This is a genomic window from Curtobacterium sp. YC1, from assembly GCF_016267665.1.
Classification (GTDB): domain Bacteria; phylum Actinomycetota; class Actinomycetes; order Actinomycetales; family Microbacteriaceae; genus Curtobacterium.
This window is the reverse complement of record NZ_CP066341.1, coordinates 3,046,005-3,064,296: the sequence shown is the minus strand read 5'-3', so window position 1 is coordinate 3,064,296 and position 18,292 is coordinate 3,046,005. Positions and strand designations below refer to the sequence as shown.

Here is an 18,292-nt window from a genome sequence, read left to right as displayed (position 1 = left end):
GGAACGTCCGACCGGAGTGGGATTCACGGACTCCTCACCTCGACACGAAAGCAGCACTCCTGTGACTCGCACGTTCTCACCGAAGCCGGCAGACGTCCAGCACGACTGGATCGTCATCGACGCGACCGACGTCGTCCTCGGCCGTCTCGCCACCCACGCCGCGGCGCTCCTGCGCGGCAAGCACAAGGCCACCTTCGCCCAGCACATGGACATGGGTGACTACGTCATCATCGTGAACGCGGACAAGGTCGCCCTCACCGGCTCCAAGCTCGCCAAGAAGGTCTACTACCGCCACTCGGGCTACCCGGGCGGCCTCACGGCGACCTCCTACCCGGAGATGCTCGAGAAGCACCCCACCCGCGCCGTCGAGAAGGCGATCCGCGGCATGCTGCCGAAGAACACCCTCGGCCGCGAGCAGCTCAAGAAGCTGAAGGTCTACGCCGGCGCGGAGCACCCGCACGCAGCGCAGCAGCCCAAGGCGTACATCTTCGACCAGGTCGCACAGTAGTTCCGGCCACGACGACTTCAAGGACACAGACAAAACTCATGGCTCAGATCGCTGACTCCCTCGACCAGACCCCGGAGAGCTTCACCACGGAGAGCGCACCCGCCGCTGCCGAGGCCGCTCCCCGTCAGATCCTCAACGTCTCCGGCGGTGCCGTCGGGCGCCGCAAGGAGGCCATCGCGCGCGTCCGCCTGGTCCCCGGCTCGGGCACGTTCGTCGTGAACGGCCGCTCGCTCGAGGACTACTTCCCCAACAAGCTGCACCAGCAGCTCATCAACGACCCGTTCAAGGTGCTCGAGCTCCTCGGCTCGTACGACGTCGTCGCCCGCATCACCGGCGGCGGCCCCTCGGGTCAGGCCGGCGCGCTCCGTCTCGCCATCGCCCGCACCCTGAACGAGATCGACCGCGAGAACAACCGCGCGACCCTCAAGAAGGCCGGCTTCCTCACCCGTGACGCCCGCGTCATCGAGCGCAAGAAGGCCGGTCTCAAGAAGGCCCGCAAGGCGTCGCAGTTCTCGAAGCGCTAGTCGCTCAGCGAACCCGATCGCAATGCCGCGTCTGTTCGGTACCGACGGTGTTCGTGGACTCGCCAACGGCGAGCTGACGGCCGCGCTGGCTCTGGGTCTCGCCCAGGCCAGCGCGGCCGTGCTCACGCACGGACACCATGCGGACGCCCGCCGGGCGTCCGGCCGACCGCGCCCCCGCGCGGTCCTGGCGCGCGACCCGCGCGTCTCCGGTGAGTTCCTCGGTGCCGCGGTCGCGGCCGGGCTCGCCTCTGCCGGCGTCGACGTGCTCGACGCCGGGGTCATCCCCACCCCCGCTGCGGCGTTCCTCGTCGCGGACATCGACGCCGACTTCGGCGTGATGATCTCCGCGTCGCACAACCCCGCGCCGGACAACGGGATCAAGTTCTTCGCCACGGGTGGTCGCAAGCTGCCGGACGAGGTCGAGGACCGCATCGAAGCGGCCATGCACGACCACTCCGCACCGACGCCCACCGGCATCGACGTCGGGCGCATCTCGCGGTTCGCCGACGCCGAGGACCGCTACGTCGTGCACCTGCTCGGCACGCTGCCGCACCGGCTCGACGGCATCCACGTGGTGCTCGACTGCGCCAACGGTGCCGCCGCCGGCGTCTCGCCCGAGGTCTTCGTCAACGCGGGGGCCCGCGTGACGCTCATCGGCGCCGACCCCGACGGCTGGAACATCAACGACGGCGTCGGTTCGACCCACATCGACAACCTCGCCCGCGCGGTGCTCGAGCACGGTGCCGACGTCGGCATCGCGCACGACGGTGACGCCGACCGCTGCCTGGCCGTCGACGCCGCGGGCAACGCGATCGACGGCGACCAGATCATGGCGATCCTCGCGCTGTCGCTGCAGGAGCGCGGCCGCCTGCAGGACGACACCCTCGTCGCGACGGTCATGTCGAACCTCGGGCTGAAGCGTGCCATGGCCGACGCTGGCATCACCGTGATCGAGGCCGGCGTGGGCGACCGCTACGTGCTCGAGAAGATGACCGAGGGCGACTACTCCATCGGTGGCGAGCAGTCCGGCCACATCATCTTCAACGAGTTCGCCACCACCGGCGACGGCATCCTGACCGGGCTGCACCTGGTCGCCGAGATGGCGCGGACCGGGAAGTCCCTGCAGGAGCTCGCCTCGTGCATGACGGTGTTCCCGCAGGTGCTGCTCAACGTCCGCGGGGTCGACCGGCACGGGCTGGCCGACCAGGGCGTGCAGGACGCCATCGCCGCAGCCACCGAGGCGCTCGGCGACAGCGGCCGCGTGCTGCTCCGGCCGTCGGGCACCGAGCCCGTCGTGCGGGTCATGGTCGAGGCCGCCTCGCAGGACGACGCCCAGCGCATCGCCGAGGAGCTCGCCGCCGTGGTCAGCGAGCGCCTGGCGCTCGACGCCGCGTAGGGCGCAGCCGCACTGCGGGGCGCATCCGAACCGGCCCCGCGCCGCGCCCGCGCCCCGCTGCGGTCGTTGCGCCCCGGCTCTTCGGGGCGCGATGACCGTGCCGGGGCGCGACTCCGCGCCCGCGAGCCCGCGTTCGCGCCCGCGCCCGCGCCCGCGCCAGCGCGCACCCCCGCCTGGGCTAGATCTTGCGGAGCAGGACCGAGTTCACCTTGTGGTTCGCGCCCTTCTTGAGCACCAGGGTCGCGCGGGAGCGGGTGGGCAGCACGTTCTCGATCAGGTTCGGCTCGTTGATCGCCCGCCACACCTGGGTCGCCGTCTCGACCGCGTCCTCGCGTGAGAGCGAGGCGAACCGGTGGAAGAACGAGTCCGGGCTCGAGAACGCCTCCTCCTGCAGGGCCAGGAACCGGTCGACGTACCAGGACTCGATGTCCTTGGTCTTCGCGTCGACGTAGATCGTGAAGTCGAACAGGTCGGACAGCGCCAGCCGCCCGTGCACCGGCGGTGCGAGCACGTTCAGGCCCTCGACGATGAGGACGTCCGGCTGGCGCACGACGATCTCGGCGTCCGGCACGATGTCGTAGACCAGGTGCGAGTAGTACGGCGCGCGCACCTCGGTCGCCCCGCTCTTCACCTGGCTCACGAAGCGCAGCAGGGAGCGGCGGTCGTACGACTCCGGGAAACCCTTGCGGTCCATGATCCCGCGCCGTTCGAGCTCGGCGTTCGGGTACAGGAACCCGTCGGTCGTGACGAGCTCCACGCGCGGGGTGTCCGGCCAGCGCTTCGTCAGCTCCCGCAGCAGTCGCGCGACCGTCGACTTGCCGACGGCGACCGACCCGGCGACGCCGATGACGAACGGCGTGCGTCCGGCGCGGTCGCCCAGGAACGCCGACGTCGACGCGTGCAGGTCCCGTGCTCCGGCGGCGTACAGCGTCAGCAGGCGGGACAGGGGCAGGTAGACCTCCTGCACCTCCTGCATGTCCAGTCGGTCGCCGAGGCCGCGCAGCTGCACGATCTCGGTCTCCGTGAGCGACAGGTGCTCCTTCGGCGCGAGCTGCGACCAGTCGTCGCGGGGGATCTCGACGAAGGGGGTCGGGTGCGCGACGGCGGTCTCCGAGAGCGGCATGGGATCGAGCGTACAGACGGGAGGCCCGCAGCACGTGAGCCGACCGGCTCACGCGGTGCGGGCCTCCCGTCCGACACCCGCGCTGCGCGCGACGGGCGCGCTCAGGCGGGCAGGGCCGCCTCGATGGCGGCGACGACCTCGGGGGCGTCCGGCGTGGTCGCGGGACGGAAGCGGGTGACGGTGCCGTCCGGACCGACGAGGAACTTCTCGAAGTTCCAGCTGACGCGGCCGGCCTTGCCCGACGCGTCCGGGGTCTCCTTGAGTGCCTGGTACAGCGGGTGCGCGCCCCTGCCGTTGACCTTGACCTTCTCGGACATCGGGAAGGTCACGCCCCAGGTGGTCGAGCAGTACTCGTCGATGGCCTCGGACGAGCCGAGCTCCTGCAGGAACTGGTTGCTCGGGAACCCCAGGACGGTGAAGCCGCGCGGGCCGTACTCCTTCTGCAGGGCTTCGAGCTGCTCGTACTGCGGGGCGAGGCCGCACCGGGAGGCGACGTTCACGACCAGCACGGCCTTGTCGGCGTAGGCGCCGAACGTGGTCTGCTCGCCGTGCAGGGTGGTGATGGCGATGTCGTCGAAGCGTCCCATGGTCGAAACGGTATCCCTCTTGTGGCGGGCATGCAGCGGCCGGTCCCAGCCAGACCGTAGGATCGATCCCATGTGTGGAATCGTCGGCTACGTCGGCAGCAACAGCAGCCAGGACGTCCTCCTCGGTGGCCTCCGTCGCCTCGAGTACCGCGGCTACGACTCGGCGGGCATCGCCGTGGTCGACCCTGCCGGAGACCTCGTGTCGGCCAAGAAGGCCGGCAAGCTCCAGGCCCTGGTCGACGAGCTCGAGTCGTCGCCGATCCCGGACGGCGCGACCGGCATCGGGCACACCCGCTGGGCGACGCACGGTGGCCCGACCGACGGCAACGCCCACCCGCACCTGGCCGACGGCGACAAGCTCGCCCTCATCCACAACGGCATCATCGAGAACTTCTCCGAGCTCCGCGCCGAACTGCAGGCCGAGGGCACCGAGTTCCGCAGCGAGACCGACTCCGAGGTCGCCGCGCACCTGGTCGGACGGGCGTTCCGCGAGACCGGTGACCTGACCGCCGCCATGCAGCAGACCGTGCAGCGACTCGAGGGCGCGTTCACGCTCCTCGTCGTGCACGCCGACCAGCCCGGCGTCGTGGTCGGTGCCCGTCGCAACTCGCCCCTGGTGGTCGGGCTCGGCGACGGCGAGAACTTCATGGGCTCCGACGTCGCCGCGTTCGTCGCCCACACGCAGCGGGCGCTGTCGATCGGGCAGGACGAGATCGCCACGATCCGCCCCGACGGCGTCGACGTCATCCACTTCGACGGCACCCCGGCCGAGCCGGCCGAGTTCGAGGTCAACTGGGACGCCTCCGCCGCCGACAAGGGCGGCTGGAGCTCCTTCATGGCGAAGGAGATCAGCGAGGAGCCCGAGGCCGTCGCGAAGACGATCCTCGGTCGCGTGCACGACGGCGCCGTCACCCTGACCGACCTCGACCCGATCGCCGAGCGCCTGGCGACCGTCGACCGCGTCATCGTGATCGCCTGCGGCACGGCCGCGTACGCCGGCATCCTCGGCAAGTACGCCATCGAGCAGTGGGCCCGCGTGCCCGTCGAGGTCGAGCTCGCCCACGAGTTCCGCTACCGCGACCCGGTGCTCGACGACCGCACGCTCGTCGTCTCGATCAGCCAGTCCGGTGAGACCATGGACACGCTCATGGCCGTCAAGTACGCCCGCGAGCAGGGCGCCCAGGTCCTGTCGATCTGCAACACGCAGGGCGCCACGATCCCGCGCGAGTCCGACGCCGTGATCTACACGCACGCCGGGCCCGAGGTCGCGGTCGCGTCGACCAAGGCGTTCATCGCCCAGGGCGTCGCGCTCTACCTGCTCGGGCTGCACCTGGCCACGCTGCGCGGCACGCTCACCACCGAGCAGATCGCCGAGCAGGTCGCCGAGCTCGAGGGGCTCGCGCCGAAGCTGCAGCAGACCATCGAGGACGCCGCCGGCATCAAGGACCTGGCCCGCTGGATGGCGGACACCCGCAGCGTCCTGTTCCTCGGTCGTCACGTCGGGTACCCGATCGCGCTCGAGGGCGCGCTCAAGCTCAAGGAGCTCGCGTACATCCACGCCGAGGGCTTCGCCGCCGGTGAGCTCAAGCACGGTCCGATCGCGCTCATCGAGCCGGGCCAGATCGTGTTCGTCATCGTGCCGTCGCCCCGCGACCCGCGGTCGTTGCACCCGAAGGTCGTCTCGAACATCCAGGAGATCCGCGCCCGCGGTGCCCGGGTGATCGCCATCGCCGAAGAGGGCGACGCCGCCGTGCTGCCCTTCGCCGACGAGGTCCTGCGCATCCCGCTCGCGACCCCGCTGTTCGAGCCCCTGCTCGCCGTGGCACCGCTGCACATGTTCGGCATGGAGCTCGCCGCGGCCAAGGGCCTGGACGTCGACCAGCCGCGCAACCTCGCGAAGTCGGTCACCGTCGAGTAGTCGAACGTGATCATCGGCATCGGGGTCGACGTGGTCGACCTGGAGCGGTTCGGACGGGTGCTGTCGCGCACGCCGGCGATGCGGGCGCGGCTGTTCACGCCGTCCGAGCAGGTCCGGGACGGCGAACCCCGGCCGATCGCGTCGCTCGCGGCACGCTTCGCGGCGAAGGAAGCACTGATCAAGGCCTTCGGGTCGAGCGCGGGGCTGAGCTGGCAGGACCTCGAGGTCGTCTCGGACGACCAGCGGAACCCGTCGCTGACGCTGCACCAGGGTGCGCGGCGGGTGGCCGATGCGCGTGGCGTGACCTCGGTGCACCTGTCGCTCTCGCATGATGGAGGGATCGCGACCGCGTTCGTGGTCCTGGAGGGGACAGAGCAGTGAGTGCGTTCACCGGCATCACGGTCGACCGTGGAGCCCTGATCGAGAACTACGCGACGATCGCCGAGCGGGTCGCCCCGGCCGGGGTCATCGCCGTCGTCAAGGCGAACGCCTACGGACACGGGGCACTGGCCGCCGCGCAGGCGTTCGTCGACGCGGGCGCCGAGTGGCTCGGGGTCGCCGACATCGACGAGGCCGTCGCCCTCCGGCAGGGCGGCATCGACGAGGGCGTGCGGATCCTGGCGTGGCTGCACGCCCCCGACGAGGACTTCCGCCGTGCGGCGCAGTACGACGTCACCCCGGCGGTGTCGAGCGTCGAGCAGCTGTCCGCCGCCGCCGACTCCGACGTCCGCGCCGTGCACCTGTGCGTCGACACCGGGCTGAGCCGCAACGGTGCGGTGGAGTCCGAGTGGGCCGAGCTCTTCGCGACCGCCGGGGCCCTGGCCCGCGGCGGCAACCGCACCCGGGTCGAGGGACTCATGTCGCACCTGGCGAACGCGTCGCGCTCCGACGACCTCGACCAGGACGCCGCGTTGCAGCGGGCACTCGACGGCCTCGCGGCGAACGGCATCGTGCCCGACGTGGTGCACCTGGCCGCGAGTGCCGCGAGCATCGCCGTGCCGGAGACCCGTCACGACCTGTCCCGCGTCGGACTCGCCCTGTACGGGCTGAGCCCGTTCGACGACCGCACCTCGGCCGACCTGGGGCTGCGCCCCGCGATGCGGGTGACCGCCGCCGTGCTCCGCACCGTGCCGGTCCGTGCGGGCGACGGCGTCTCCTACGGGTACACGTGGCGAGCCGAGGCCGACACCCGCCTGGCCGTGATCGGTCTCGGGTACGCGGACGGCTTCGACCGCGACCTCGGCAACCGTGTCTCGGTGCGCATCGGGGACCGCACGTTCCCCGTGGTCGGTCGCGTCGCGATGAACGCCATGCACGTCGACATCGGAGACGCCGACGTGCAGGTCGGCGACGAGGCCGTGCTGTGGGGCGACCCCGCCGACGGCGACCCCGCCGTCGAGGACTGGGCCGACGCCATCGGCACGATCAACTACGAGGTGGTCGCCCGGATCGGCCGCAGCGTGGAACGGAGGACGACGTGAGCTCGGCACCGCTCCGGCAGGCGCGCATCGACCTCGACGCCTACCGTGCGAACCTCGACCTGGTCCGCGAGTGGATGGACCCCGTCGAGGTGATGGCGATCATGAAGGCCGACGCCTACGGGCACGGTCTCGAACCGATCGCGCTCGCCGCGGTCGACGCCGGCATCCGGTGGATCGGCGTGCTGACGGTCCCCGCGGCGCTGCGTCTGCGGTCCATCGGCGTGGGCGAGGACGTCCACCTGTTCACGTGGCAGCACGCGCCCGACCTGGACTTCCGCGACGCCATCGACTCCGCCGTCGACCTCGGGGTCTCGAACGCCACGGAGCTGCAGCGCATCGTGGACGCCGTCGACCAGCGGCCCGCACGCGTGCACCTGGGCGTCGACTCCGGCCTGCACCGCGACGGTGCGACCGCGTCGGACTGGCCGGCCCTGGTCGAGCTCGCGCGGGACGCGCAGCGCGACGGCCGCATCGAGGTCGTCGCCGCCTACACACACCTGGCGGAGTCGTCCGACAGCGACGACAGCGCCGCGGTCGCGGTGTTCGACGCCGCGGTCGAGATCGCCGAGGACCTCGGGCTCGACATCCCGACGGAGCACGTCGCCGCGTCGCTCGCCGGGCTGGAACGCAAGGAGTTCCGCAAGGACATGGTCCGGATGGGCGCGAACCTGTTCGGGATCCCCGGGGCCGACGGTGTGTCGGCAGCCGACCTCGGCCTCGAGCCCGTGATGACACTGACCGCCTCGGTCGCGAAGACCAAGCGCGTCCCGGTCGACACCGGCGTCTCGTACGACTACACGTACCGCACCGCGACGGAGACCACCCTCGCGCTCGTCCCCGTCGGGTACGCCGACGGCGTCCCGCGCCTGGCGCAGGGACGCATCGAGGTCGCGATCGGTGGCAAGCGGTACCCGATCGCCGGCCGCGTGGCGATGGACCAGTTCCTGGTGGACGTCGGTGACGACGACGTGCAGACCGGAGACACGGTCGTGCTCTTCGGCACCGGTGGACACGACGAGCTGACCGTGCTCGAGTGGGGCGCGGCGCTGGAGACCATCGGCGAGGAGATCGTCTGCCGCATCGGCAGCCGGGTCCCCCGGGTCTACGAGGGCCACGAGGTCGAGGGGCGGGTCGGCGCCTACCTGCGGGGAGAGCGGCCGTGACCGAACCGGCACGGTGGCTGCTCGACACGACCGTCGACAGCACCGAGGCGATGGGGGAGCTCGGCGCCCGGCTGGCTGCGGTCCTGCGTGCCGGCGACCTGGTCGTGCTGACCGGGCCGCTCGGTGCCGGCAAGACCACGCTGACCCGCGGACTCGGTGCGGCGCTCGGCGCACGGGGGCAGGTCTCCAGCCCGACCTTCGTCCTCGCCCGGACGCACCCGACCACGGCCGGGCCGGACCTGGTGCACGTGGACGCCTACCGGCTGTCCGACCCCGTGGAGCTCGACGACCTCGACCTCGACTGGGACGCCGCGATCGTCGTGGTCGAGTGGGGTCGCGGGATGGTCGACGGCATCAGCGAGAGCGTGCTCGACGTCGAGATCACCCGGGCGACCGGCGCGGACGCGGTCGAGCACGGCGACGACGACCTCGACCCCGACGACGTGCCCGACGAGCCGCGTCGCGTCGTCGTCACCGCCACCGGTCCGCGCTGGACGGACGTCGTCCTCTGACCCGGTGACGGATCCGCGGCGTACCCGCACGCCCTGGTGCCGCACAGCCGCGGTCGAGAGGATCAGGGCGTGCCGACGCTCATCGTGACCGCCCACCCCGACCCCGACTCGCTGACCCACCACGTCGCCGACCGGCTGCGGGCCGCGCTGCCGGAGGGCACGGTCGAGACCGCCGACCTCGCCGCCGAGGGTTTCGACCCGCGCTTCACCCTGGCCGACCGGCACACGTACCGCACCGGCACGGACGCCCCACCCGAGGTCGTCGCCGAGCAGCAGCGGATCGACCGCGCCACCGACCTGGTGCTCGTGTTCCCGGTCTGGTGGTGGTCGATGCCCGCACTGCTCAAGGGCTGGGTCGACCGCGTGTTCGTCAACGGGTGGGCCTTCGAGGTCGAACCCGAGGGCGGGATGCGTCGGAACCTCGGCCGGCTCACCGTGCACCTCGTCCCGATCGCCGGTGACGACGCCGGCGTCTACGAGCGCCACGGCTACGCGGAAGCGCTCCGGACGCAGATCGAGCACGGCATCGTCGACTTCTGCGGGGCCGACCGCGGCGTGACCGCGTTCGTGCACGAGTCCGAGCACGACGACGCGGCGGTCCGCGAGGGTGCGGTGGCCGTCGCGGTCGACCGGGTCCGGCGCGCGATCGCTGCGGACGCCGTCGACTGATCCGGCGGTGCGGGAGCCCCACCCCGCCTACGATGGACGGGTGCTGCTCGCGATCGACACCTCCGCCGGGACCTCCGTCGCCGTCGTCGACCCGGCCACCGGCCGGCCGCTCGCGACCCGCGACACCGAGGACAGCCGTCGGCACGCCGAGGTGATCGGCCCGTTCCTCGCCGAGGTGCTCGCCGAGGCCGGCATCACCGGCGCGGACGTCACGGGCGTCGTCGCCGGCACGGGCCCCGGCCCCTTCACCGGCCTGCGCGTCGGCATCGCCGCCGCACGCACCTTCGCCGCCGCACGCGGCGTCCCCGTCCTGCCCCTCGTCAGCCACGACGCGGTCGCCGCCGACGAGCGCGACGGCCGGCGGGACGGCCCGTTCGTCGTCCTGACGGACGCCCGCCGCCGCGAGGTCTACTGGAGCGCCTACGACCAGGCGGGCGCGCGTGTCGCGGGCCCGGGACTCGCCAGGCCCGCCGACCTCGACGAGGCGATCCGGGCCTCCCGGCCCGACGCGGTGGGCTGGGACCGCGTGACGGTCGCGTCCATCCCGGCCTGGAGGCTCGGCTCGCTCGCCGCGGACCGGCTCGCGTCCGGCGCGGCGTTCGACCCGGACACGGCCCTGTACCTGCGTGATCCCGACGTCACCGTGCCGGGTGCGCCCAAGCGGGTGAAGCAGTGACCCTGCCGGACGGGCTCCGCCTGCGGCGAGCACACCCGCAGGACCTCGACGACATCATGTGGCTCGAGCACGTCTCGTTCCCGACGGACGCCTGGTCGGCGTCGCAGATGTCGGGCGAGCTGTACTCGCCGCACGGGTACTACGTCGTGATCGAGACCGTCGACGACACGGCAGCGCCGCTCGTCGTCGGGTACGCCGGACTCTCGTCACTGGCGGGTAACCCGGTGGCCGACGTGCAGACCATCGCGGTCGCAGCCGACCAGCGCGGCAAGGGCCTGGGCCGGGTGCTGTTCACGGAACTGCTCGACGAGGCGCGGCGTCGCGGCGTGCGCGAGGTGTTCCTCGAGGTGCGCGCGGACAACCCCGTGGCGCAGGCGATGTACACCGCGTTCGGGTTCGCGCACATCGCGACCCGCCCCCGCTACTACCAGCCGGACGGCGTCGACGCGTGGGTGATGCGGGCGGAGCTGCCCGGCCCGGACGCCGAGCGGTCGTCGGGCGTCGGACCCATCGGACAGGAGGCCCTCGGTGAGCGCGACTGAACCACTGGTGCTCGGCATCGAGACGAGCTGCGACGAGACGGGCGTCGGCATCGTGCGGGGGAACACCCTGCTCGCCAACGTCATCGCGTCGAGCATGGACGAGCACGCGCGCTACGGCGGGGTCGTGCCCGAGGTCGCCGCGCGGGCCCACCTCGAAGCCATGACCCCGACCCTGCACGAGGCGCTCGACCGCGCCGGGGTGACGCTCGACGAGCTCGACGCCGTCGCCGTCACCGCGGGGCCCGGGCTGGCGGGGGCGCTCATGGTCGGGGTGGGGGCAGCGAAGGCGCTCGCCGTGGCCACCGGCAAGCCGCTGTACGGCGTGAACCACCTGGTCGGGCACGTCGGCGCCGACGTGCTGCGCGAGGACGGTAGCGACATCGAGCTGCCGACGGTGGCGCTGCTGGTGTCCGGCGGGCACACCTCCCTGCTCCTGGTGAAGGACCTGGTCGGCGACGTCGAGCTGCTCGGCGAGACCATCGACGACGCCGCGGGCGAGGCCTTCGACAAGGTCGCCCGGTTGCTCGGACTGCCGTACCCGGGCGGTCCGCAGATCGACCGGGCGGCGGCGGACGGCGACCCGACGGCCATCCGGTTCCCCCGTGGCCTGACGTTGCCGAAGGACATGGCCGCGCACCGCTACGACTTCTCGTTCTCCGGACTCAAGACCGCCGTCGCGCGGTGGGTCGAGCGGTGCCGCGACGAGGGTCGCGAGGTGCCCGTGGCCGACGTCGCCGCGAGCTTCCGCGAGGCCGTCGTCGACGTCCTGCTCACCAAGGCCCTGAACGCCTGCCGCGACACCGGTGTGGACCGGTTGCTGCTCGGTGGCGGGGTGGTGGCGAACGCCCGGCTGCGACAGGTCGCCGAGGAACGCTGTGCTGCCGCCGGGGTGCGCCTGCGGATCCCGCCGTTCGACCTGTGCACCGACAACGGCGCGATGATCGCTGCGGTCGGGGCGCGTCTGGTCGCCGAGGGGCACGCGCCGAGCGACCTCGGCATCGCCGCCGACTCGACCCTGCCGGTGACGACCGTCCAGGTCTGAGTCGGTCCGGCGACGTCGCTGCTGGGGGCCACCCGCTCCCGGTCGTCTGACGGTCGCTTGTGGGAGGATCCTCACGGGCGTCGGAGAGACCGGGCGCCCGAGAGGGGTGGACGGTGTCCGATCAGAACGAGTGGCCGAAGCCGGGCGAGACGCCGAGCGGCGCAGCGAACGGGCAGCCGGACGGCGCACCCGCCCCGGACGCACCGCAGGCCCCGTCGGCACCGGAGGCCCCCGGGGCACCGCAGCACCCGTTCGGACAGCAGCAGCAGGACCCCTACGCCGCACCGCAGCAGCCGCAGAACCCGTACGGCGCTCCCCACCCGCAGAACCCCTACGCCCAGCCGCAGTACGGCCACCAGCAGCAGCACCAGCCGTACGCCGCACCGCAGCAGCCGTACGGACAGCAGCAGCAGCAGAACCCGTACGCGCAGCAGCAGAACTCCTACGGGCAGCAGCAGAACCCGTACGCGCAGCAGCAGAACCCCTACGCCGCCCCGCACAACCCGTACGCCCAGCAGCAGTACGCCGCCGACCCCGCGGCCTACCAGCCGTACGCGCAGCGGCCGAAGACGAACACGCTGGCGATCCTGTCGATCGTGTTCGGCCTCGCCGCGATCCCGATGTGGTTCCTCGCCATCCTCCTCGGGCCGGCCGGTGCGATCCTGGGCCACGTCGCACTCGGCAAGATCAAGCAGAACGGCGAAGCGGGCCGTGGGCTCGCGCTGACCGGCATCATCTCGGGATGGGTGATGACCGGCATCTGGCTCATCTGGGTCGCCTTCATCATCTTCCTGGCCGCCGCCGGGCAAGACTCGTACTCCACCTACGACTACGACTCGTCGACCGGCGCCTTCATCGGCTGACCCAGCGCCACACGCGGCCCCCGGCCGTCACCCGGCCACGTCGCCGAGCCGCTCGCACAGGATCGCCGTGTGGCGTCCCTCCAGGCGGGTGAGCACGAGCGTGACGCGACCCGATCCGCGCAACCGCAACCGCTTGCGGAACTGCGCCGGGTCGACGTCGACGCCCCGCTTCTTGATCTCGACGGTCCCGATGCCGTCGGCGGCGAGCCGCGCGGACAGGCGCTTGACGTCGAGCGGCATCGTGTCGAGCACCCGGAACCCCTGCGCGAACGGGGTCGAGACGGCGCGGTCCGACGTCACGTAGGCGATCCCGTCGGACAGCATGTGCCCGTCGAGCCCGCGTGCCAGGTCACCGATCAGCCGCGCCCGGATCACGGCGCCGTCCGGCTCGTACAGGTGGGTGCCGAGTGGCCCGACCTCGGCGTCCTCGGCATCGGCCGGTCCGGTCATCTCGGCGATGCCGTGCGCACCGATCACGGTGGCCGCCCGTCGGATGCCGGGTCGGGCGAGGGGGCCGAACCACAGGGCGAGCTCGACGACCTCGCGGTCGACCGAGGTCCACTGCGCCTCGGCGGTGTCCGGGATCAGGTCGCGGTCGATGCCCGGGCCGAGCTTGACGCCCGTCGGGGTGGTCGTCGCGGCGGCGAAGACGGTGTCGAGCGAGGGGGACCAGTCGTCCGGATCGGCCAGTCGTCGGGTGTCGGAGTGGCCGCTCGTCCGTCGCGCCGGGTCCATCCACACGCCGTCGACCGAGCTGACGTCGAAGGTGGCGGCGTCGCCGAGCTCGACCCGGGCGTTCGGCCAGACGGCCAGGTTGTGCGTGGCGACGGCGGCGGTGACCTCGTCGCGGTCGACGGCGGTGACGTCGAGGTCGAGCGCGGCCATCGCCATCGCGTCCCCGCCGATGCCGCAGCCCAGGTCGGCGACGCGCGTGATGCCGGCGGCGGCGAAGCGTCCGGCGTGCTGTGCCGCCACCTGCAGGCGTGTGGCCTGTTCGAGCCCGGCCTCGGTGAAGAGCATGCGGGACGCGAAGTCGCCGAACTTGCCGCGGGCCTTCAGCCGCAGCTTCGCCTGGGTCAGCACCGCGGCGACCAGCCGGGGATCGTGCCCCTCGGCCCGGAGTCGTGACACGACGCGGACGATCTCGCCGCTGTCGGAGACGCCGGGGGTACGGTCGAGCAGGGCCATCCCGTCGGGGGTCAGCAGTGCGGCGAGTTCGGCGGCGTCCATGCGTCGATCCTCGCAGGTGCTGCGTGTCCTCTGGATGTGCTGGCACTCGGATTGACCGAGTGCCAGAGGCCCCCTAGAGTTGGCGTTGGCACTCTCCTGTGCGTAGTGCCAACCCGGTTTTCATCTGTACCGAGTCCGTACCGAGAAAGAAGAGGTCACCGTGGCCGTCAGCATCAAGCCGCTCGAGGATCGCATCGTCATCCGCCAGGTCGAGGCGGAGCAGACCACCGCTTCCGGTCTGGTCATCCCCGACACCGCGAAGGAGAAGCCCCAGGAGGGCGAGGTCGTCGCCGTGGGTCCGGGTCGTATCGACGACAACGGCAACCGCGTCCCGCTCGACGTCGCCGTCGGCGACAAGGTCATCTACTCCAAGTACGGCGGCACCGAGGTCAAGTACTCGGGCGAGGACCTGCTGGTCCTGTCGGCCCGCGACGTCCTCGCGGTGATCGTGCACTGAGTCCAGTACTCCTCTCGGACGCCCCGTCCGGCCCTGCGGCCGGCGGGGCGTCCGTGCGTTCCGGCCCAGTCCGCCCTGCCTGGAGGCCCGGTGCGGCCCCGGTGGTCCGCCGACCTTCCTAGGATGGTTCCGTGAGTGAACCGAGTCGGGCGCGACCCGCCCGCAGCGAGGCGTCCGTCGGCGTGGTGCAGGCCGTCGTGGCCTACGGGCTCTGGGGCCTCATGCCGCTGCTCTTCGCAGCGATGGCCCCCGCGGCGGCGTTCGAGATCGTCGCCTGGCGGATCGTCTTCGGCCTGGTGTTCTGCGCGGTCGCGATCGCCGTGACGCGCTCGTGGCTCCGGACCCGCACCCTGGTCGCCCAGCGCCGGGTGATGCTCGTGATGGGGCTCGCGGCCGTCCTCATCCTGGTGAACTGGACGGTGTACGTCCTCGCGACGACCACCGGCCACACCGTCGAGGCGGCGCTCGGCTACTTCATCAACCCGCTCGTCACGATCGCGCTCGGCGTCGTGGTCCTCCGCGAGCGCCTGCGTCCGGCGCAGTGGGTGGCCGTCGGCCTGAGCGTCGTCGCGGTCGTCGTCATCGCGGTGGGCTACGGCCGCATGCCGTGGATCTCCCTCGCCCTGGCGTTCTCGTTCGGGCTGTACGGCCTGGTGAAGAAGCGGGTCGGCGGCACGGTGGACGCCCTGAGCGGCCTGACCATCGAGACCGCGTGGCTGCTGCCGATCGCGGTCGTCGCGCTGGTGGTGCTCGGGGTCACCGGCCTCGGCGGCGGCGTGACGTTCACGACCGAGGGCTGGGGCCACACCGTCATCACGGTGCTGACCGGGCCGGCGACCGCGGTGCCCCTGCTGCTGTTCGCCTCGTCGGCGCGCCGGGTGAGCCTGTCGACCCTCGGGCTGACGCAGTACCTCGCCCCGGTGATGCAGCTGCTCGTCGGGGTGCTCGTGCAGCACGAGGAGATGTCGGCCGGACGCTGGTTCGGCTTCGGCATCGTGTGGCTGGCGCTCGTGGTGCTGACGGCCGACTCGTTCGCCGCGGCGCGCGCGTCCCGTCGCGGAACCGGCGCACCCACCCCGGCCGAGCCCGCCTGACGGAGGCCCCACGGGCCTCCAGGTCGCTCGTCGCGTCTGTCTGCCGGACCGACCACCATCGCGAACGCGACAGTCCCCCCGCGGGAGTTCCGCGGGGGGACTGTCGATCGCCGGAGCGGTGCCCTACTTCTTCACCGCACCCTGGATGGCGCTCTGGTACACGGGCTTGTTGTCGCCGTCGAACTTGTAGATGCCGATGTAGGCGCTCGACGGGTCGTTGTTCTCGTCGAACGGACCGATGCCCGACGGGCCGGTGTAGTGCACGTCCTCGCCCTTGTCGAGCAGGTCCTTGCACTCCTCGAACGTCGCGCACTCGGTACCACCGTCGGCACCCGACACCGCCGCCATGTTGGCCTGGATGGTGGCCGAGTCGGTGCCCTTGCCCTTCACCGCGGCGAGGGCGGCGAGGATCGTCGCGTCGTACGACTCGGCCGCGTACGAGTAGTCGGCGAGGGTCTTGCCCGACGACTCCTTGTAGAACGCGGCGAGCTCCTTCTTGAAGTCGTCCTTCGGCGAGGCGCCGGGGATGGTGCCCTGGGCGCCGGACAGCGTGCCCTTGTCGAAGTCCTTCGAGTAGTCCGCCGTGTTGCCGTCGGACATGTAGATCTTCGCGGTGTTCCCCTGCGAGACGAGCTCCGGGATGATCGACTTCGTCTCGTCGAAGGACAGGACGACGATCGCGTCGGGCTTCTCAGCGAGCGCCGCCGTCACCTCGGACGAGAACGTGGTCTGGCCGGGCGGGAACTCCTGGCCCTTGCCCTTGCCGCCGTAGACGACCTGGCCGCCGGATGCCTCGACCGCAGCCTGCACCGAGTTGCGGAGGCCGGTGCCGTAGGTGTCGTTGAAGACCAGGAAGGCGACCTTCGCGTTGCCGTCACCGGTGACGAGCTGGCCGAGCGCCGAACCCTGCACCGAGTCCGGCGGAGCGGTCCGGAAGTAGTGCGACGAGTAGCCCGACAGGTCGGTCGCCGTGTTCGCCGGCGAGATCTGCACCATGCAGTTGCTGGTGAGCTGGTCGATGACGTTGAGCGTGACCGACGACGACTCGGCGCCGATGACCACGGGCACCTTGGCGTTGACGAGCTTGGTCGCGGCCGAGCTCGACACGGTCATGTCGTTGCTGTCGCCGGAGTCGGTCGCGGGGTCGATGGTGACGTCCTCGTCGAGGACACCGCCCGCCGCGTTGATGTCCTGCACGGCGAGGCCCACACCGGACTCGGCGGGCGGGTTGAGGTAGGCCAGCGAACCGGTCAGCGGCAGGATCGTGCCGATCTTCAGCGGATCCGTGCCGGGGGAGTCGGGGGCCTTGCAGCTGGCGGCGGGATCCTTCTTCGCGTCGCTCGACGCGGAGCTCGAGGGGGAAGCACTGCCGGTGGTGGAACACGCGGCGAGGAGGACGGCTGCTGCGCCCGCCAACGCCAGTGCCGCGGTGGCACGGGTGGTTCTGATCATCCGTGGAGCCCTTTCTCTGCGCGGAGGCTCTGTCGCTTCGGGTGAATGCGGCGCCTCCACTGGATGACGAGAAAGCTAGGGTCCGGGTGTTTCGCCCGTGTGACGGGGCGGTACGCAATCATGTTTCGTTACCGAGCCGTGACGTTGCGCCCCCTGGCGGTCCCGTGCTGGGCTCCGTCCTGCGCCTGGCGGATGGTCCGGCACGACGGCCGGGAGGCGCGGCGTACGTTCCGCCGCATGAGCGACTTCCAGCCCACCACCGCCATCGTGACCGGCTCCGAGTCCGGGATCGGCCGCGCGACCGCCGTCGCACTCGCCGAGGCCGGCATGGACATCGGTATCACCTACCTGTCCGAGCCCGACCGTGCCGAGTCCACCGCCGACGAAGTCCGCGCACTCGGCCGGCGTGCCTTCGTCGAGCAGATCGACGTCGCCGACCTGCCCGCCGCGGCGCAGGTCGTCGACCGGCTGGTCGAGCAGCTCGGCGGCGTGGACGTCTTCGTCGCCGACGCCGGCACGGGTGACAACGCCCCGTTCCTCGAGATGACCCTCGACCAGTGGCGGCACACGGTGTCGACCGACCTCGACGGCGCCTTCGTCACCATGCAGGCCGCCGCCAAGCACATGGTCCGCGCTGGCCACGGCGGACGGATCATCGGCATCACGAGCGTGCACGAGCACCAGCCGCGGTACGGCTCGAGCGCGTACGACGCTGCCAAGCACGGGCTCGGCGGACTGCTGAAGACGATGGCGATCGAACTCGCCGAGCACGGCATCACCGTCAACGCCGTGGCTCCCGGTGAGATCGCGACGCGGATGACCGGCGCCGAGGACGAGGACCCGCACACGATCAGCCGTCCCGGCGTGCCGCTCGGTCGTCCGGGCAACGCGTGGGAGATCGCGGCGGCGGTGGCGTTCCTGTCGTCCCGTGCGTCGTCGTACATCACGGGGGTGTCCCTGCCGGTGGACGGCGGGATGCTGCAGATGGGGCCGCACGGCGGGTCGCACATCACGTCGGACGACTGGCGGTCGGCCTGACGCGTCGACGGACACGG

The 18,292-nt window shown here is 71.7% G+C and carries 20 protein-coding genes; 16 read left to right on the top strand and 4 right to left on the bottom strand.

Features of this window, described 5'->3' with window-relative positions:
* Positions 1-61 precede the first annotated feature (61 nt).
* Genes rplM through glmM form a run of 3 tightly spaced genes read left to right on the top strand, consistent with a single transcriptional unit; the run spans position 62 to position 2,428 of the window.
* Positions 62-508, top strand: a complete 447-nt coding sequence (gene rplM, locus I8920_RS14455) for a 50S ribosomal protein L13 (RefSeq protein ID WP_017885500.1) — start codon at positions 62-64, stop codon at positions 506-508.
* 38 nt (positions 509-546) lie between these two features.
* Positions 547-1,032: a 30S ribosomal protein S9 gene (gene rpsI / locus I8920_RS14450; protein WP_111083442.1), complete on the top strand. Its 486-nt coding sequence runs from the start codon at positions 547-549 to the stop codon at positions 1,030-1,032.
* A gap of 22 nt (positions 1,033-1,054) precedes the next feature.
* Positions 1,055-2,428, top strand: coding sequence for a phosphoglucosamine mutase (glmM, locus tag I8920_RS14445; RefSeq protein ID WP_198656978.1), 1,374 nt, complete (start codon positions 1,055-1,057; stop codon positions 2,426-2,428).
* Positions 2,429-2,606: 178 nt separating this feature from the next.
* Here the strand turns inward: glmM and coaA are convergent, their stop codons facing one another.
* Positions 2,607-3,551: a type I pantothenate kinase gene (gene coaA, locus I8920_RS14440; protein ID WP_198656977.1), complete on the bottom strand. Its 945-nt coding sequence runs from the start codon at positions 3,549-3,551 to the stop codon at positions 2,607-2,609.
* Positions 3,552-3,652: 101 nt separating this feature from the next.
* Positions 3,653-4,138, bottom strand: coding sequence for a glutathione peroxidase (locus I8920_RS14435; RefSeq protein ID WP_198656976.1), 486 nt, complete (start codon positions 4,136-4,138; stop codon positions 3,653-3,655).
* A gap of 70 nt (positions 4,139-4,208) precedes the next feature.
* On the opposite strand from I8920_RS14435, the gene glmS reads away from it, so the two are divergent.
* From glmS to I8920_RS14385, 10 genes are all read left to right on the top strand, one after another.
* Positions 4,209-6,056, top strand: a complete 1,848-nt coding sequence (gene glmS / locus I8920_RS14430) for a glutamine--fructose-6-phosphate transaminase (isomerizing) (protein WP_198656975.1) — start codon at positions 4,209-4,211, stop codon at positions 6,054-6,056.
* Between the two features lie 6 nt (positions 6,057-6,062).
* Positions 6,063-6,437: a holo-ACP synthase gene (locus I8920_RS14425; protein WP_198656974.1), complete on the top strand. Its 375-nt coding sequence runs from the start codon at positions 6,063-6,065 to the stop codon at positions 6,435-6,437.
* Entirely contained in the window at positions 6,434-7,537 is a 1,104-nt protein-coding gene (alr, locus tag I8920_RS14420; RefSeq protein ID WP_198656973.1) for an alanine racemase, read from the top strand. The genes I8920_RS14425 and alr (I8920_RS14420) overlap by 4 nt, the downstream gene beginning before the upstream one ends.
* Entirely contained in the window at positions 7,534-8,700 is a 1,167-nt protein-coding gene (gene alr, locus I8920_RS14415; RefSeq protein ID WP_198656972.1) for an alanine racemase, read from the top strand. The genes alr (I8920_RS14420) and alr (I8920_RS14415) overlap by 4 nt, the downstream gene beginning before the upstream one ends.
* Positions 8,701-8,750: 50 nt before the next feature.
* The gene (gene tsaE / locus I8920_RS14410; RefSeq protein ID WP_198658779.1) at positions 8,751-9,212 is read left to right on the top strand and encodes a tRNA (adenosine(37)-N6)-threonylcarbamoyltransferase complex ATPase subunit type 1 TsaE; all 462 of its coding nucleotides are present in this window, start codon (positions 8,751-8,753) and stop codon (positions 9,210-9,212) included.
* Between the two features lie 69 nt (positions 9,213-9,281).
* Positions 9,282-9,881: an NAD(P)H-dependent oxidoreductase gene (locus I8920_RS14405; RefSeq protein WP_198656971.1), complete on the top strand. Its 600-nt coding sequence runs from the start codon at positions 9,282-9,284 to the stop codon at positions 9,879-9,881.
* A 40-nt stretch (positions 9,882-9,921) separates the two neighbouring features.
* The gene (gene tsaB / locus I8920_RS14400) at positions 9,922-10,557 is read left to right on the top strand and encodes a tRNA (adenosine(37)-N6)-threonylcarbamoyltransferase complex dimerization subunit type 1 TsaB (RefSeq protein WP_198656970.1); all 636 of its coding nucleotides are present in this window, start codon (positions 9,922-9,924) and stop codon (positions 10,555-10,557) included.
* Positions 10,554-11,099, top strand: coding sequence for a ribosomal protein S18-alanine N-acetyltransferase (rimI, locus tag I8920_RS14395; protein WP_198656969.1), 546 nt, complete (start codon positions 10,554-10,556; stop codon positions 11,097-11,099). Before tsaB ends, rimI begins: the two co-directional genes overlap by 4 nt.
* Positions 11,086-12,141: a tRNA (adenosine(37)-N6)-threonylcarbamoyltransferase complex transferase subunit TsaD gene (gene tsaD, locus I8920_RS14390; protein WP_198656968.1), complete on the top strand. Its 1,056-nt coding sequence runs from the start codon at positions 11,086-11,088 to the stop codon at positions 12,139-12,141. The genes rimI and tsaD overlap by 14 nt, the downstream gene beginning before the upstream one ends.
* Before the next feature lie 113 nt (positions 12,142-12,254).
* Complete coding sequence (locus I8920_RS14385) at positions 12,255-13,004, top strand: DUF4190 domain-containing protein (protein ID WP_198656967.1); 750 nt, start codon at positions 12,255-12,257, stop codon at positions 13,002-13,004.
* A 27-nt stretch (positions 13,005-13,031) separates the two neighbouring features.
* Here the strand turns inward: I8920_RS14385 and I8920_RS14380 are convergent, their stop codons facing one another.
* A complete protein-coding gene (locus tag I8920_RS14380; protein ID WP_198656966.1) occupies positions 13,032-14,234 on the bottom strand; it encodes a class I SAM-dependent methyltransferase in 1,203 nt (400 codons plus the stop codon).
* 160 nt (positions 14,235-14,394) lie between these two features.
* On the opposite strand from I8920_RS14380, the gene groES reads away from it, so the two are divergent.
* A complete protein-coding gene (gene groES, locus I8920_RS14375) occupies positions 14,395-14,691 on the top strand; it encodes a co-chaperone GroES (RefSeq protein WP_017885484.1) in 297 nt (98 codons plus the stop codon).
* 131 nt (positions 14,692-14,822) lie between these two features.
* Positions 14,823-15,785, top strand: coding sequence for an EamA family transporter RarD (rarD, locus tag I8920_RS14370; RefSeq protein ID WP_198656965.1), 963 nt, complete (start codon positions 14,823-14,825; stop codon positions 15,783-15,785).
* Positions 15,786-15,908: 123 nt separating this feature from the next.
* Here rarD and I8920_RS14365 read toward each other — a convergent pair whose 3' ends face one another.
* Positions 15,909-17,237 (bottom strand): ABC transporter substrate-binding protein, encoded by a 1,329-nt coding sequence (locus I8920_RS14365; RefSeq protein WP_198656964.1) that lies wholly within the window; start codon positions 17,235-17,237, stop codon positions 15,909-15,911.
* A gap of 237 nt (positions 17,238-17,474) precedes the next feature.
* Here I8920_RS14365 and I8920_RS14360 point away from each other — a divergent pair, with 237 nt between their 5' ends.
* Positions 17,475-18,275: an SDR family oxidoreductase gene (locus I8920_RS14360; protein WP_198656963.1), complete on the top strand. Its 801-nt coding sequence runs from the start codon at positions 17,475-17,477 to the stop codon at positions 18,273-18,275.
* Positions 18,276-18,292 lie beyond the last annotated feature (17 nt).